This window comes from Terribacillus saccharophilus, from assembly GCF_000725365.1.
Taxonomy (GTDB): Bacteria; Bacillota; Bacilli; order Bacillales; family Amphibacillaceae; genus Terribacillus; species Terribacillus saccharophilus.
This window is the reverse complement of record NZ_CP008876.1, coordinates 61,027-74,280: the sequence shown is the minus strand read 5'-3', so window position 1 is coordinate 74,280 and position 13,254 is coordinate 61,027. Positions and strand designations below refer to the sequence as shown.

Genomic DNA, 13,254 nt, shown 5'->3' with positions numbered 1-13,254 from the left:
TGCCTCCCCGCTTAATATTTCTAGCCGAATCGTTTCTTTTCTGTAATGTCCACTTGCTTGATTTCGTTGTCATGCACAGTGATTAAGACGGTGCCATATTGCAGGTCATCCACTTTCTCAATAATCTCTTCCCACTTTTCTTCGTTTTCTTGCTTACTCAAATCTATCATCCTTTCATCATCGATTATTTAAGATTGGACTTTTGTATTCTGGTTCCGGAAGTCCTAGATGCGCTCGTAATGTGCTGCTCGTATAATCCTTGCGGTAAATTCCTCTTTCTTGAAGCACGGGAATCACCTGATCTACGAAATCATCCAAGCTATTTGGAAAGGATGGCAGCATCAGATTGAAGCCGTCTGCAGCATCAGATTGAAGCCAGTTTTCTAGATCATCCGCAATTTCTTCAGCTGTTCCAAAAATAAGTCGATGCCCTCTAGACCCCGCTACATACTGATAGAGTTCACGAATCGTCAGCTGCTTTTCCTCTGCCAATTTAATCAACAACGCCCTGCGGCTTTTATTGCCATTCGTTTCTGGTATCTCAGGAAGTGGTCCATCCACATCATACGGACTAATATCAAAGCCCCCAAGGTATTCAGACAACAGATTTTGACCAACCTCCGGCGTAATCAATTGCTGCAATTGCTCATACTTTTCTACCGCTTCTTCACGTGTACTTCCGACATAAACAGAAACTCCTGGCATGATTTTGACATGTTGCGGGTTGCGTCCATATGCCTGAACTTTATCTTTGACTCTTTGATAGAATGCTTTGGCATCTGCTAGATTATCCTGAGCGGTGAATATAATGTCAGCTGACTTAGCAGCAAGATCCACTCCCGCATCCGAAGAGCCTGCTTGAATGATAACCGGCTTCCCTTGCGGTGATCTCGCGATATTCAACGGTCCTTCAACTGAGAAATACGTACCTGTATGATGAATTCGATGAAGCTTTTCTTTCTCGAAATAAACGCCTTGTTCCTTGTTTCGCACCAGTGCATCCGGTTCCCAGCTATCCCACAATCCATTCACTATATCAAGGAATTCCTTTGCCCGTATGTATCGATCATGATGGGCAAGATGCTCAGACTTACTGAAGTTTTTAGCTTCCGATTCATAATAAGAAGTGACCACATTCCAACCAGCCCGCCCTCCGCTCAAGTGATCAAGGGAAAGGAATTTCCTCGCCACATGGAAGGGCTCATTATAAGTGGTTGTGACCGTGGAAGCGAGCCCTATTCTTTTCGTGACAACAGCCAGTGCGCTCAGCAAGGAAATCGGTTCGAATCGGCTCAGCTCTGCAGGATGGGATAGTTCATGGAAGGATAGCCCATCACTTAGAAAAAGCATATCCAGCTTACCTGCTTCCGCTTTCTTCGCGATTTCCGCAAAATAATTGAAGGTAGTCACTTGGTTCGAATCCACATCAGGATGCCGCCATGATGCGATATGGTGACCGCTTCCCATCAGGAAGAGGCCTAAATGTAATTGCTTAACTCCCATGGTAGATCCTCCTTCATTTAGATTGGGACGAAGCCGGCGAACTAGGTGCTACATTTTTAGATGCAATCTCTCTTTCCCCCATTACAAATCCTTGCTCCAAAAGTTCCAGAAATGTATCGAATGGCAGTGGTGATTCCAAATTGAAGAATAAGAGATGCTCTTGCTGCGCCTTCTCATAAGAAAGCTCACAAAACGTTTGAGGAGGTGCTGCGAAGGCTTCTGCACCATGTTGTCTAGCTAATGCCAATGCCGCTCCCCTTCGGCCTTCCGTCAATTTAGGCGCCGGATTTTCCATATTCGTAAATTCCTTCGTTTGCGTATCATACAATCGAAGCGTCTCCCCCTCCACTATTGGAACGATATAATCCTTCTGGTTAATTGCCGCTGCTATCTTCATATGATTCTCCTCCTTTTAATTTGCTTGCAACGCCTGATCAAGATCTCCAAGAATATCATCAATATCTTCCAAACCAATTGATAATCGGATTTGATCCGGGTATACACCTGCCTGCAGCTGCTGCTCCTCCGTCATTCGAGCATGCGTTGTACTTGCCGGATGAATAGCTAATGTTTTCGAATCTCCTACATTGGCTAAGTGAGAGATTAGTGTTAGAGAATCGATGAAATGCTCTGCAGCTTTTCGACCGCCTTTGATTCCGAATGTGAAAATAGAGCTTACTCCTTTTGGCAAATACGTCTGGGCCAGTTCATACTGCGGATCATCCGGTGAGTCCGGGTAGTTTACCCATTCTACAGCCTGATGCTGACGCAGGAAGGCTGCTGTCTTTTTAGCATTATAGACATGCTGCCTCATACGAAAAGACAATGTCTCCAGTCCTTGGATGAACAGCCAGCTATTGAATGGTGAAAGGCTCGTGCCAAGGTCATGCCCCAATTCAAAACGCGCTTTGGCTATGAATGCTCGATCGCCTGCGAGTTTTGTGAATGATGTATTCCCGATACTCGGCTTATCCCGATTGAAGTCTGGAAAACGTTCATTCGTCCAATCGAATGTGCCGGCATCCACTATCGCACCACCTATAGAAGTACCATGACCGCCGATAAATTTCGTAGTGGAAAAGACGACGATATCTGCTCCAAAATCTATCGGCTTCTGCAAGTAAGGTGTTGTAAAAGTGTTGTCTACGACTAATGGCAGATGATGTCTTTTAGCAATTGCTGATAAGCCGTTCAGGTCCGCAATCTCAGCATTTGGATTCCCGATAGATTCGGTGAAAATTGCCTTTGTCCGGTCATTGACTGCCTGCTCTACTTCCTCAAGATTACGTCCATCTACGAATCTCACGGTCACGCCGAACCCTTTGAAAGTTTCAGCGAATAAATTATATGTACCGCCGTAAAGGGCGTTCGTTGTGATGATTTCATCTCCTGTTTTTGCCAACGTCAGCAAGGCGACCGAGATAGCTGCCTGCCCGGAAGAAACGGCAAAACCGCCGATTCCTCCTTCCAATTCTGTTAATCGCTCCTCCAATACAGCGTTTGTCGGGTTGCCGTTCCGAGAATAAATGTAGCCCGGCTCTTGCATGCGGAATAATGCTGCTGCTTTTTCTGTTGACTCAAATACATAAGAACTCGTTTGAAATAGCGGCACTGCTCTCGCCCCATTATGCGGATCCGGATGCTGGCCGGCATGGAGAGCTGCTGTATCAAACCCTAACTTTTTAGTTGCAATGTGTTTCTCCGTCATGTCCCCACCCTTTCAGATATCGTGATGAACTGCTCCAAATTCCTCGCAAGCCCGCCTTTACCAAATTTGTCTCCATCTCTTTGTCCCGCTTGCTGAAGGAATAGAATCATTACTTTTCTTCTTTCCTTCAACTCGAGGATGCCGTACTCATACAGCCAGGCATCAATCGTATTGTAGATGCCCCGATTGATTCCATACTGGCTAGAGCACCAGTTGATGAACTGGAGGTCGGGCCATTGCAGCTGCGCTTGCTCTATATTCACCAAGTTTTGACTCCTCTCTTTTCGCCTGTCTCCCATCACTCTGGCAGGACCCACGTATCATAGAAATACGGCGACCCTTTTGTATCAAAATCGATATCGTATACCTGCTTACTTGCAGCGACCGTATACGGAAGCACATAAACAGGGATAGAATATACTTCCTCAAATAGATACTCCTGCAATTGCTGATAAAGGGCAGCCCGCTTTTCGGTATCCTGTTCATCTGTAGCTGCATCAAGCAATTCTGTCACTCTTGTATCCTCGTATTCATCGTGGTAGCCTTCCTTGGCTACTAGATAAGCACGCAGCACACCGTCAGGGTCCGGACCATACTGGCTTCCGATCCACATGTCATAATCTCCGGCCATTCTTCTGTCTGTATACTCACCTCGGGATATTGTATGGATGTTTAACTCAACACCGATATTTTTCCAAGAATTTTGGACCATTGTCATAACATCCATTCTCTTCTCACGGTTAGCATAGAAGTCGATCATTTCTAACGAAAGGCGTTTGCCATCCTTCACACGGATACCGTCTGCTCCTTTTTTCCACCCGAGTTCATCAAGCATTGCTTCAGCCTCACCCGCATTGAACTCCCAATTCCCCTCTAAATCTGTATCTGCTCCGAGTAGTGATGGAGATAGTGCCGCGTATGCGCGATCATACGTCCCAAGATAGACGGTCCGTACAATAGCATCCCAATCGACACCGAGACGAAGTGCTTCCCGTAATTCTTTGTTCTGCAAAAGCCCTTTTGTCGCATTGAATTGAATTGCTGCATTATAGTTCAGCAGCTCGACTTCAGATATATTCAGATCCTTATCATTCTCCAAAACCTCAACATGCTGCGGCGGAATCGTATCAATAGCGTCGACATCGCCACTATGCAGACTGCTCACTCGCGTGGAGTCCTCTGTGATGATTTTAATGATCAATTTGTCTAGATACGCTTTACCTGTATGTCCTGCATTTGCCGGTCCCCAGTTATAGTCCTCATTTCGCTCTAGCACATACTCTGTGCCAAGTGTGTAATCCGTTACCTTGAACGGACCAGAACCTACCGGATTGACCGCAAAGGAATCTCCTCTTTCTTCTACAGCAGTTGGCGATACCATAGCCAAGTTCTCTGTTGCCAGATTGCTAAGGAACGGAGAAAAAGGTTTGCTGAAATGAATTCGAACTGTATGTTCATCAATTATTTCCGTCGATTCATACGGCCCGATGAAGCTGAGCGCCAGCCCTGGCGCATCCAGTTTTTTAATCCTCTCGAAATTGAATTTCACTGCTTCTGCGTTAAAAGGGGTGCCGTCTGTAAAAGTCACATCATCCTGCAAATGGAATGTGTAAGATTTCTGATCCTCCGATATCTCCCACTCTGTCGCCAGCCAAGGGGCAAAACTGCCATCCTCTTCTTGCGCTACAAGACTGTCAAACATACTTCTTTGAATGCGAGAGTTACCAGGACTCGCAGATCGATGCGGATCAAGCAGATCTCCAACGATTGGAACACTAATAGCAAAGGTCAAGGTGCCGCCATACCTGTCATTCTCGGCAACATCAGCAGCACTAATTGTCCTTTCTGCATCCTGACAAGCTGTCAGACCTAGCAAACTTATAAGGAGGATGACGAGGTACAATCTCTTCATCTGCTGATCTACCTCCCTATTTCCGCTTTTGAAGCCCTTTTCTCGGTATACCGATTCTGCGGAATCGGCAATCCCATATTGTCACGTAGTGTTGCATCCGGAGCATATTCGCTGCGGAAGACCCCTCTTTCCTGAAGAATCGGCACAACATGCGCTGTAAAATCATGCAGACTTGAAGGTGATGCCTCTGGACCGATGATAAAACCATCTGCCGCTTCCTCTTCAAACCACTGCTGGACAAGGTCTGCTACTTTCTCCGGCGTACCGATGAACGGTGTTCGAGGGATGGCGCTTTCCAAAGCTACTTCACGTAACGTCATCTTCCGCTTTTGGGCCATTTCCACTACCTTTTCGGTTGTGCTCCGGATTGATTCTTTCCCGATATCTCCTAAATCCGGGAATGGCGCATCCAAGTCATGCTTGGAAAAGTCATAGTAATTGAACGGTCTCCCTAAAGAAATAAGCGCGCTTTCCAATGTAATCAGACTGAGGCGCTGCTGATACTTTTCCTCCGCTTCCTCCTCTGTCGGCGCAATGATGGGATTGATACCCGGCATGACGGAAATATGGTTCGGATCTCGTCCGTAAGCTGCAGTACGCTGCTTGATATCCTTGAAGTAAGCTTTCGCGTTGTCAATACTTCCAACACCGCAGAAGATTCCTTCCGCATGTCGTGCTGCATAGTCTCTCCCTGTTTCCGACATCCCCGCCTGAAAGATGACCGGCTGCCCCTGCTTCGAACGGGAAATATTCAACGGCCCTTTGACCGAGAAAAAATCTCCTTTATGATTCAATGCGTGCAGCTTATCACGTTCATAGAAAGCCCCTGCCTGTTTATCTCGGAGGAATGCGTCATCTTCCCACGAGTCCCAAAGTCCTTTCGTCACTTCCAGAAATTCGTCCGCAATCTGGTATCTGAGGTCATGCGGATAATGCTCTTCTTGACTATAGTTAGCTGCTGTGCCTTCAAGGAAGGATGTTACGACATTCCAACCAGCACGACCCTTGCTAATATGATCAAGTGACGCCAGCTGCCTGGCGACAGTATAGGGCTGCGTGTAGCTGACGGTTATCGTTGCAACTAACCCTAGATGTTTCGTAGCCATCGCAAGTGCTGATAGGATGGTGAGCGGCTCAAACCGGTTCAAATAATGCGGTGTGGAATCTGGTGTGATATAGACACTGTCTGCGACAAAGGCAAAATCAAATTTTGCTTCCTCCGCTTGCCTTGCCTGTTCCAAATAAAATTCCAGATTTGTCCCCGCATCAGCCACAGCATCTGGGTGTTTCCAGTTATCCCATCCTGTTCCGACACCATGCAGCATTGCGCCCAATTTCAAACGTCTCTCAGTCATCTCAACAACTCCACCCTTTCCTTTTTCTCCAATGGATAATGGCATGCAACAGCTCGTTCACCGATAAGGGATTCCATTGCAGGAGTTTCCGATCGGCATTTTTCTGTAGCCAGCGGGCATCTTGTATGAAAATGACAGCCGGCAGGCGGATTCACAGGTGACGGAATCTCGCCATGCAGCACGTGACGCTCACGCTTGCGATCCAAATCAATGGTCGGATTCGCTTCCAATAACGCTTTTGTGTACGGATGTGCCGGTCTTGTAAATAACTCTTCAGCGGGCGCAATCTCTACAATTCTCCCCAGATACATGACACCGATACGATGTGATATGTCACGTACAACATCCAGCCCGTGTGCAATAAATACATAAGACAGTCCCATTTCCAGCTGCAGCTTTTTCAGCAAATCGATTACCTTGGATTGGACGGCAAGGTCCAGAGCAGATACAGCCTCATCCAATAACAGGAATTCCGGATGCAGAATGATAGCACGGGCAATATTGATACGCTGCCGCTGCCCTCCGGAGAATTCGTGCGGATATCGTGTACGAGAAGCAGGATCCAAGTCGACAAGCTGCAGAACTTCCTCTACCCGCTCTCTTATCTCATCTTTGGATAAGCGGGTATGAACCCGAAGCGGTTCTCCGATGATGTCTTCTACCTTCCAGCGCGGATTCAAAGCTGAAAAGGTATCCTGAAAAACAACTTGTGTATTTTTGCGAAGTTCCTTCTTCTCTCGCTTCGTTCCTCCGGTTACATCCTTACCGCGGTATAGAATCTGTCCGCTATCTGCTTCCTGAAGGGAAACGAGCAGCTTGCCGAGTGTTGATTTTCCGCTTCCTGATTCTCCGACCAGACCCAGTGTCTCTCCTTTCCGTATATATAAACTCACTTCATCCACAGCCTGAACGTATCTCTTCGGCTGGAACGGTTTTCCCTTTAGAAGAAATGCCTTGCTGATTCCTTCTGCTTCCAAAATTACTTCGTCATCCTGCCTGTTCTCTTCAGAGGCAGAACTCGTAAGCAAATCACGCTTTGATTGCACCAATGTCTTTGTATACCAATGACCAGGAAAAGCAAAAATCTCCCTAACCGTCCCTTGTTCTACAATGCTTCCTTCATGCATAACTGCTACTTTGTCAGCTATTTCCGCGGCAACAGCTAAGTCATGAGTGATGAATAAAATCGACATACCCTCTTCTGCTCGAAGCTCAAGAAGCAAGTTCAGTATTTGCGCTTGAATAGTTACATCCAACGCTGTCGTCGGTTCATCCGCTATTAGAAGTTCTGGCTGACAAGCAAGTGCTAATGCGATGGCTACACGTTGCAGCATACCCCCAGACAGTTCAAGCGGGTATTGCTTCATCCTGGATGCAGGCTCCGGGATATGTACTTTCTCTAATAATTTGATAGCTTCGTCCCACGCCTCAGAACGGCTGACAGATTTGTGTTTGCGAATCACCTCAACGAATTGATTTCCGATCGTAAAAACTGGATTTAATGCAGTCATCGGATCCTGTGTCACCATGGCAATCTTTCTGCCCCGTATACCGTTTATTTCCTTTTGCGCTAAAGAGGCAATATCTTGTTCTTGGAAGATGATTTCCCCTCCTGTAATACGTCCTCCTTCGTAATCGATCAAACGAAGAACAGCCAGGGACGTTACTGTCTTGCCACTTCCGGAACCTCCTACTAGGCAGACGATTTCTCCGCTTCGGATATCCAGATTCACATTGCGAACTGCTGGAATTACGTCTTTTCCACGCTCTATCCCTACAGATAAATTTCTGATCTCCAGTAATGTACGCATATTACAACTCCTTTCTGTTTCTTAAGACGCGGCAGATCGTGGATCAAGATAATTTCGATAGGCATCGCCGAGAATGTTGACTGAAATAACGAATAAAGAAATGAACAGACCTGGGAAAAATCCGATCCACCAAGCAACTGTAAGGTAGTCCCTTCCTAGTGACAGCAGATAACCCCAATCCGGTATTTCGTGCACAGTACCTAAACCCAGAAAACTAAGACCTGTTGCCATTAAGATTGCATTCCCAACGCCGATTGTTGCCATGACAAGCATGGGCGGCAAACTATTCGGTAGTATGTGGAAAAGAATCCGTCCTGTATGTCCCAATCCTATTGACCTGGAAGCATGGACATAACCTGCATCCTTCACATGCAGTACTTGCCCGCGCATCACTCTGGCATAGCCTGGCAATGAAGCGATGGAAACGGCCAGAATAAGGTTCAGCGTACTTGGCCCCAATACAGCTGAAACGAGAATAGCCAGCATAATACCAGGAATCGTCATAATAATGTCCATGATTCTCATGAACGTATTATCGACTGCGTTGTTACAGTAGCCAGACACCAACCCGATTAACCCGCCGATTCCTCCGCCAATTAAGACTGACAGTACACCGATAACCAAGGATTGTTGACTGCCATGTACAATCAGACTGAAAATATCTCTGCCGAATTGATCAGTTCCTAGCAGATGCTCCAATGATGGAGCTAATAAAGCATCGCTTGGATCCATCCTTGTCGGCGAATGACTGGCAATCTGATCAGGGAATAATGAACAAATTACAATGAATAAGATAAAGCCGGCTGAGAGCAGCAGCAGACTTCCTGTCCACCAGCTATTTCGGCGATACGACAAAGTTTTTGTTTTCTTTAAGCTGCCAATCATCTTCAATCACCCTTTCTTACTTCTCATTCAGCCGGATTCTTGGATCAATTAATCTGTAGGAAATATCAACAAGCATATTGATCACAACATAAAAGGCGGCAGTAAACAGAATGGCACCTTGAATGATCGGAATATCCTTTTGGTCGATTGCATCTACAATAAGTCTCCCTAGTCCCTGTCTTGAAAAAACGGTTTCTGTAACAACCGAACCAGCAAGCATCTCTCCGAAGATCATTCCCACCATAGTCACCGCAGGAATAAGGGCATGACGCAGAATATGCTTAAACAAAATTGCCCGATGCCCGATGCCTTTTCCGCGTAAAGATCGGATAAAGGGCTCATTAGATGCTTCTAGAATGCTGTTCCGAATCAACCTTGTAATTACTCCAGCGCCGGTAATCCCGAGACCAATCGATGGCAGAATCAGCTGCTCAAAGGATCCATTTCCGATGGACGGCAGCAGGTGGAGCTGCACAGAAAAGATCCAAATAAGAAGAATACCAATCCAAAAATTAGGAGTGGAAACCCCAATCAAACTCAACACCCGGATGATGCCATCCAGCAGTTTGTTCTGATATACCGCGGATAAGATACCTAAGATCAGACCTAGTACAATGGCTACGATCATGCTTGAAATGGTCAGCGCCAATGTCGGTCCCAAATTATCAAGCAGGCGTTCCAGTACCGGTTCACTATTCGCATAAGAAGTCCCAAGATCTCCTTGAAATAGTCCAGCTACGTAATCCAGATATTGCACAATAAGGGGTCTATCCAATCCAAGTTTTTCTCGAAGCTGATTTACCGTCTCTGTCGGCACATCATCTCCGGCTAATAAAGTCGCTACATCACCGGGAAGAATATTAACTATCAAAAATACGAGCGTGACCGATCCTAAAATAACACCGGCTGCCATCCCGAAACGAGACAATACATACAACATTGCTGCTTCCACCTCCATCTACTTCATATAAATTACACTTTTCCAATCACTATAGTAGGAATTAAAGACGCAGAAGCCTCTGTTTAAAAATAAAACAACTCCCCACGAAAGATAAGTGGGGAGTCGTTCCTGCTTATCTTCCGGGATCACCCGATGGATTTGGCACAGTTTTCCTAACGGAATCCGCTGCCGAAGCTTCACAGGGCCATATCCCTCCACTTCTCTTGATAAGGATTATTCAATTAAATAAAAAAACGCTTTTACTCCTACAGATCGGGAATAAAAGCTTCTGGTGGTCCAGTCAGCATTTATACAACTTATGGTAATTAGAATATACGCAATCCTTGTACGCGTCAATATAAATTCAAAATATTTAAATTATTTTAATAGTATATGTGCGGCAACAGCTTGATGCTGCAACGCCTCATCTAGCCCAATAACAAATTGCTCTAGCGTTTTTTTACAGTCTGGTGCCAGAATAGAATCTTTAAATTCCTTACGGCTTACAGCGAGCTGCTGAGGAATTGCATGCGCAGACAGACTGCGGAAAACTGTCCGCAATCCATTCAAAGTGTTAATACCGCCCTTCAGGCCGCCTGTACTCGTTAACAATCCGACAGGCTTACCTTTCAGCAAGTCTTTATCAAAATAATCAATTGCGTTTTTTAATGCTCCGCTATAGCTGCCATGATATTCAGGTGAACCGATCACAAGTCCTTCCGCCGAATCGATTCTTTCCCGCAGCCAATCAGCTGCTGCTCCAGCCGGCTGGGCCGGGTGAAAAAGCGGCAGCTCTAATTCACCTATATTGATTATCTCGGTTTCATATTTGGCCTTTTGCAATAGCGTCTGCACTTGTTTCAACAGCTTCTTAGTAGTGGATGCAGGATTCAAACTTCCGTTTAGCAATAAGATTGTCATCCGAACTCTCCTCCTGTATTAGGCTTCTGCTTTTGCCGGTGTTCTCGCGGCAACCCGATAATAATGGCTATCAGATTCAACGTTTTCTCTGTGCAGAAGAATAGTCTCACCAGACGGCAAATGAACGAAAGGAACTGCCTCATGTTTCTCCGTGAATTTGATTACCCGCTTTACTTCGATTTCCTTCCGCTGGTGAACAAGATTCGCTAAATCCTCGACAATGGCGCTTGCCGTCGGCAGGGCTCCGGCACCTGGTCCTTGAAGCTTCAGTTTGCCAACAAGGTCACCTTCCACACATACAGCATTATCTACTCCATCCACGCTGTACAGAGGATGTGCAGCCGTTAAGATGACCGGTTCGACAGATGCAGTCACTTCTCCGCCCGCGTTTTCAAGCGTCGCAACATGCTTGATTTTCCAACCTTGTTTTGCAGCGGCTTGGATATCCTGTGAGGAAACTGAGCGGATTCCCTTTCGTGTAACTTTCTCCCAGTCCGGCTGATCTTCGAATAACAAATCACTCAGCACCATCAGTTTATAAAAAGCGTCCCAGCCATCAACGTCATTGGCGGGATCAGCTTCTGCAAATCCCGCTTCCTGCGCAAGCTGCAGCGCTTCTTCAAACGGCAGTCCCTTATCGGACATTTCCGTTAGAATAAAATTGGATGTGCCATTCAAAATCGCCTCTACCTTAACGACGTGGTTGATATGGAGAAGCTGCTTCAGCGTCCCAATCACCGGAACTCCGCCTGCGACTGCTGCTTCATATTCCAACCGTACACCTTTTTCCTTTGCCAAGCGCTTGAGCTCCGCCCCCCGTGAGGCAATTAGCTCTTTATTCGCTGTGATAATATGACAGCCATGATGGATTGCTTCAGTCAAGTAGCTAAAAGCTGGCTCAATACCGACACTAGCTTCGATGATTACATCAAGGTCGGATATAGAGAAAAGCTCCGCTGCATCGTCTGTCAGCAAGGCGTCCGTTACTTGCTGTTCATACTTCTGCTTCTCCCGCACCAAGACACCTGCCACTTGTACTTCCCTACCGAAAATTGTCTGCAGATTCTCCTGATGGGAGCGGATCGTCCTCCCTACAGCACTTCCTACTGTGCCATATCCAATCAATCCAATCTTCACTGCTGCCATCTGTTTTACCCCCTTGAATGATTTTCTGCATAAAAAAAGCCTCCCTGAGAGGACAGGGAGACGAATGTACCGTACTGTGTCTTCTCTCATCTACAGGAATTAGCACCTATACAAGTTAAAGTTACACTTGCAGGTTGCCGGGCATCATCGGGCCAGTCCCTCCGCCGCTCTTGATAAGAGTTTTGTATGTGTTTGTTATGAAGGAGTTTAGCATGAATAAGAAAACGCGTCAACAGAAAATTCTAATAAATAAGACAGCGCAGAAAACTGCGCTGTCTTACTAAAAATTAGTATTTATAAGATTGTCCGCCATCAATCGGCACTACAGTAGCATTGATGAAGTTTGCTTGATCAGAGAGAAGGAATGCAACAAGATAACCAACTTCTTCTGGCTTACCGAAACGTTTCATCGGGTTAACGCTGACGAATTCCTTGCCTGCCTCTTCCCAGTTATCTCCGCCGATTTGACGAAGGGAGCCTTCAACCATTGGCGTCATGATAGCACCTGGTGCAATGGCTTTGATACTAACACCGAACTGTCCGTATTCAATACCGGAGTTCTTCGTCAAACCTACCACACCATGCTTACTTGCTGCATAGCCGGACTGGTTGCCGATTCCGCGGATACCGCCTACAGAAGCTGTATTTACTACAGAACCATGGCCTTGCTCCTTCATTACTTTCAATACGTGACGCATACCGTAGAAAACACCATTCAAGTTGATATTTACAACGCGGTCGAATTCATCTACAGGATATTCTTCTGTTAGATTCTGTGTTCCTTCTACACCAGCGTTGTTGAAGAAACTATCGATCTTGCCAAACTGATCAACCGTTTGTTTTACATACGCCTCAACTTCCGATTCATTTGCACAGTTTGCCACAATTGTAAGAACCTCTGCTTCAGGTACTGCTGCAAGAACTTCCTGCTTTGTTTCTTCTAATCCTTTTTCACTCAAATCAACAAGGGAAAGCTTTGCACCTTCTTTTGCTACTTGCAAAGCTGCAGAACGGCCTAAACCGGAGCCGCCACCTGTAATCAACACTACTTTATCTTCAAAACGTTTCATAGA

Annotated in this window: 13 protein-coding genes and 2 riboswitches; all 13 genes read right to left on the bottom strand. The window is 46.1% G+C overall.

Annotation, left to right across the window (positions count from 1 at the left end):
- Positions 1-20: 20 nt before the first annotated feature.
- Positions 21-161 (bottom strand): YezD family protein, encoded by a 141-nt coding sequence (locus tag GZ22_RS18135; RefSeq protein ID WP_318250124.1) that lies wholly within the window; start codon positions 159-161, stop codon positions 21-23.
- 16 nt (positions 162-177) lie between these two features.
- Positions 178-1,503: an LLM class flavin-dependent oxidoreductase gene (locus tag GZ22_RS00370; RefSeq protein WP_038557630.1), complete on the bottom strand. Its 1,326-nt coding sequence runs from the start codon at positions 1,501-1,503 to the stop codon at positions 178-180.
- A 13-nt stretch (positions 1,504-1,516) separates the two neighbouring features.
- The gene (locus tag GZ22_RS00365; protein ID WP_038557629.1) at positions 1,517-1,900 is read right to left on the bottom strand and encodes a NifB/NifX family molybdenum-iron cluster-binding protein; all 384 of its coding nucleotides are present in this window, start codon (positions 1,898-1,900) and stop codon (positions 1,517-1,519) included.
- Positions 1,901-1,915: 15 nt separating this feature from the next.
- Entirely contained in the window at positions 1,916-3,211 is a 1,296-nt protein-coding gene (locus GZ22_RS00360) for an O-acetylhomoserine aminocarboxypropyltransferase/cysteine synthase family protein (protein ID WP_038557627.1), read from the bottom strand.
- Positions 3,208-3,474: a hypothetical protein gene (locus GZ22_RS00355; protein WP_038565337.1), complete on the bottom strand. Its 267-nt coding sequence runs from the start codon at positions 3,472-3,474 to the stop codon at positions 3,208-3,210. Before GZ22_RS00355 ends, GZ22_RS00360 begins: the two co-directional genes overlap by 4 nt.
- 35 nt (positions 3,475-3,509) lie before the next feature.
- Entirely contained in the window at positions 3,510-5,123 is a 1,614-nt protein-coding gene (locus GZ22_RS00350) for an ABC transporter substrate-binding protein (protein ID WP_038557626.1), read from the bottom strand.
- 8 nt (positions 5,124-5,131) lie between these two features.
- Entirely contained in the window at positions 5,132-6,478 is a 1,347-nt protein-coding gene (locus tag GZ22_RS00345; RefSeq protein ID WP_038557625.1) for an LLM class flavin-dependent oxidoreductase, read from the bottom strand.
- The gene (locus tag GZ22_RS00340) at positions 6,475-8,289 is read right to left on the bottom strand and encodes an ABC transporter ATP-binding protein (RefSeq protein WP_038557623.1); all 1,815 of its coding nucleotides are present in this window, start codon (positions 8,287-8,289) and stop codon (positions 6,475-6,477) included. Before GZ22_RS00340 ends, GZ22_RS00345 begins: the two co-directional genes overlap by 4 nt.
- A 21-nt stretch (positions 8,290-8,310) precedes the next feature.
- Positions 8,311-9,174: an ABC transporter permease gene (locus GZ22_RS00335; protein WP_051747891.1), complete on the bottom strand. Its 864-nt coding sequence runs from the start codon at positions 9,172-9,174 to the stop codon at positions 8,311-8,313.
- A 16-nt stretch (positions 9,175-9,190) separates the two neighbouring features.
- The gene (locus GZ22_RS00330) at positions 9,191-10,114 is read right to left on the bottom strand and encodes an ABC transporter permease (protein WP_038557622.1); all 924 of its coding nucleotides are present in this window, start codon (positions 10,112-10,114) and stop codon (positions 9,191-9,193) included.
- A 130-nt stretch (positions 10,115-10,244) separates the two neighbouring features.
- Positions 10,245-10,348, bottom strand: a riboswitch (SAM riboswitch).
- A gap of 144 nt (positions 10,349-10,492) precedes the next feature.
- On the bottom strand, positions 10,493-11,035 hold the full coding sequence (locus GZ22_RS00325; protein WP_038557621.1) for an NADPH-dependent FMN reductase: 543 nt from the start codon (positions 11,033-11,035) through the stop codon (positions 10,493-10,495).
- A gap of 18 nt (positions 11,036-11,053) precedes the next feature.
- Positions 11,054-12,181 carry a homoserine dehydrogenase gene (locus tag GZ22_RS00320; protein WP_084160585.1) on the bottom strand — a complete coding sequence of 376 codons (1,128 nt, stop codon included), beginning with the start codon at positions 12,179-12,181 and terminating at the stop codon, positions 11,054-11,056.
- Between the two features lie 83 nt (positions 12,182-12,264).
- A riboswitch (SAM riboswitch) is annotated at positions 12,265-12,361 on the bottom strand.
- Positions 12,362-12,468: 107 nt separating this feature from the next.
- The gene (locus tag GZ22_RS00315; RefSeq protein ID WP_038557618.1) at positions 12,469-13,251 is read right to left on the bottom strand and encodes an SDR family oxidoreductase; all 783 of its coding nucleotides are present in this window, start codon (positions 13,249-13,251) and stop codon (positions 12,469-12,471) included.
- Positions 13,252-13,254: the final 3 nt, after the last annotated feature.